The sequence below is a fragment of the Pontibacter locisalis genome, from assembly GCF_042684605.1.
GTDB classification, from domain to species: Bacteria; Bacteroidota; Bacteroidia; order Cytophagales; family Hymenobacteraceae; genus Pontibacter; species Pontibacter locisalis.
Window position 1 is genome coordinate 1 of record NZ_JBHULU010000025.1, and the last position, 2,776, is coordinate 2,776.

Here is a 2,776-nt window from a genome sequence, read left to right on the forward strand (position 1 = left end):
ACTCATAGGAGGCAAGGCTGCGGAAAACTTTTATGAAACCCTCCTGCAGCACATCGCAAGCCTCGTCCTCATCCTTTGTATAGGTAAGGCAGACATTGTACATCTTGTCCGCGTATTGCCTGTAGAGCCTTTCCTGCGCCTGGCGCTCCTGGGCGATGCATTTTTGGATGAGTTCTTTCTCAAACATGGTTAACGGAGTACTATAAAGCCAGCAGGCACGAAAACAACCCTAAGATTGCCGTGACTGGCCAAACGTTGGAATGGGCCGTGCAAAAAGTAAAGAATTCCCCCAGTGCTTCATGTTGCTTTGAGAAAATGTTTTTTATTGTTGGTAAAATACAAAATATCCCAAGCTGGTAAAACTGCTCAACGCTGCTTTTTGTTCTGAGTAGCATTTATTCTAAGGGATATGGGGCATGAGTGAATAAGGTCTGTCCAAAAGAAGCAATTCCGCCTTTCATCCTTTTTTATCAGAATCATTCAAAAGTAAGCATTTCACGGAAAGAGATGTGTGATCCTAAGCTGTTTTCTTGAAATATTTTTTTCAGGCTGTTGGGAAGGTGCATTCAGCTGACTAAAAGCTGCTTATCATTTTCCTGTGTCTGGCTTGCCGGTGCCAAGCCGGTTACTCTAGAACTTTTTTCCAGATACGTTTCCAACGTTTAACAGCCGGGCGCTGTCTTACCCTCAAACAATCTTTAACAACACTTTTATGAAAACTTCACCCTTATTACTTGCAGGCGCCCTGGCCTTTGGTCTTTTTTCCTGCGACTCGGAAGACACAGCCTCCCCGCAGGCACAGGTAGGGCTAGACTTCGTTACTGTCAAAACCGCCGCCCAGCTAAACGGCAGAGTTGCCTCCACCAACAGCCTTTCCTTCACCTCCGGCACCATCGTGCTGAGCCAGGTGCAGTTTGAGGGAGAGAGTGACGTTGACTCGCTGGAGGTGGAGTTCGAGCTGGAGCAGGACGTGACTATTGACTTCGCCACCGGGGCCACCTCCCCAGACATCAGCGCGGTTGGCTTCAAGCCGGGCACTTATGAGGAGATCGAGGTCGAGCTCGAGCTGCAGGACAGCGGTACAAAGCCGGCCGTCGTGCTGAACGGCACCTTCACCGACGCTCAGGGGCAGGCACACCCGCTGCGCTTTGAGTTCAACTCAGCGGAGACATTTGAGGTGGAGCGAGAGGGCACCATAACTTTCACAGAAGGGCAGAGCTCTATGGCGCAGGTGACTTTCGATCCCACCGCCTGGTTTGCAGGCGTGTCGGCAGCGCAACTTTCGGCAGCAGCAAAAAACGCTGAGGGCGTGATCGTCATCAGTGAAACCCAGAACACCAACATCTTTGACATAGTGGCCGATGGCCTGGACCTGGCCACAGATGTCGAGATAAAAGATTAAGTAAACCATAATAGGTAAGGCAAAAGCGCCCCGGACCGTATGGCTGGGGCCCTTTATTATCAGGTGGTAGGATCATACACCTCATTTAAAATCCAGTTTGGAAAAAGTAGTGATGAATACAGAATTCCAAAAACTTTATAAGTGGCGGTATAAGGAGGAGAACTCTTCATTTTGGCTGTTCTTCCTCTTGATAACCATCAACATCGTCGTGTATTTTATCAGCACTTGCCTTTGAGAGCTGGGGTTGCTAGGTAGTCAGATTTATTCATCTGCTAAGACCATAAATGAGTTCCAACACCATCTTTGATAAAAATATAGCGGTTTTCTTGTTCTTCATTTTGTCTTCATCTTCCTGTCTGATATTTGACCTGTAACTAAAACAATTATACACCATGAAAAGAAAACTTTTACTCCCCCTGATGCTTGGCGGACTGGCCCTGTTCAGCGCCTGCGACAGTAGCGAAGGCACTGCCCGTATGGAGGTGCGCATGACAGACGCCCCTGGCGACTACGCAGAGGTGAACGTGGACGTAAAGACAGTGCAGGTGCACAAGGACGGCGACGGCGATGAGTCTGAGTGGATCACGCTGGATGAGATAAAGCCGGGCGTCTACAACCTGCTGGACTACACCAACGGCGAAAGCTTCCTTCTGGCAAGCTCCACCCTTCCTGCAGGCAGGATCGCTCAGATCAGGCTGATCCTGGGTGACAACAACACGCTGAAGCTGAAGGATGGCACAGTAACTCCGCTTGTGACGCCTAGCGGACAGCAGTCAGGTGTGAAGCTGGACATCAACGCTGAACTGGTGAGTGATGTGACCTACACGCTGTTGCTGGACTTTGACGCGGCTCAGTCTGTGGTGCCGAGAGGCAATGGGCAGTATAACCTGAAGCCTGTGATCCGCACCATCACGCAGGCCGTTGCCGGAGGGATCAAAGGTACTGTTACGCCTGCTGAGTACAAGCCGGGCATTTACGTGATCAGCGCCACTGACACTGTGGGTGGCTTTGCCGATGAGAGCGGGAACTTCCTGGTGAAGGGCGTGCCGGCGGGTACTTACACGGTGAAGTTCTACACCGAGGGCGGTGCACACGACAAAACGCTGGAGAACGTGAGCGTGTCGCAGGAGCAGATCAAAGACCTGGGGACTGTAACGCTTGAGTAACAAAAGTTATTAGAAACACTTGTTTAATTTGTTAGGTAAAAGGGCTTCCTGCTGGGAAGCCTTTTTACTGTGTATCCTTTAACCTTGTCCCAAGAGGCGGGTTAAAGGCTTCTGGCTGCCAACAGCGACTTTTACCACGCCGGGTATGTAAGAAAAGTCAGTTTAGCGATTATGTGAGGTATGAGCATCAGCTAAAGGCGCAGTGAAT

At 50.1% G+C, this 2,776-nt stretch carries 3 protein-coding genes; 2 read left to right on the forward strand and 1 reads right to left on the reverse strand.

Annotated elements, in window-relative coordinates; all coding sequences use genetic code 11:
• On the reverse strand, positions 1-187 hold a 187-nt coding region (locus ACFSRY_RS18650; RefSeq protein WP_377511629.1), incomplete at its 3' end, for an RNA polymerase sigma factor.
• Positions 188-712: 525 nt separating this feature from the next.
• On the opposite strand from ACFSRY_RS18650, the gene ACFSRY_RS18655 reads away from it, so the two are divergent.
• Both ACFSRY_RS18655 and ACFSRY_RS18660 read left to right on the forward strand, forming a co-directional pair.
• Positions 713-1,402, forward strand: a complete 690-nt coding sequence (locus tag ACFSRY_RS18655) for a hypothetical protein (protein ID WP_377511632.1) — start codon at positions 713-715, stop codon at positions 1,400-1,402.
• A gap of 392 nt (positions 1,403-1,794) precedes the next feature.
• Positions 1,795-2,568, forward strand: coding sequence for a DUF4382 domain-containing protein (locus ACFSRY_RS18660; protein ID WP_377511635.1), 774 nt, complete (start codon positions 1,795-1,797; stop codon positions 2,566-2,568).
• Positions 2,569-2,776: the final 208 nt, after the last annotated feature.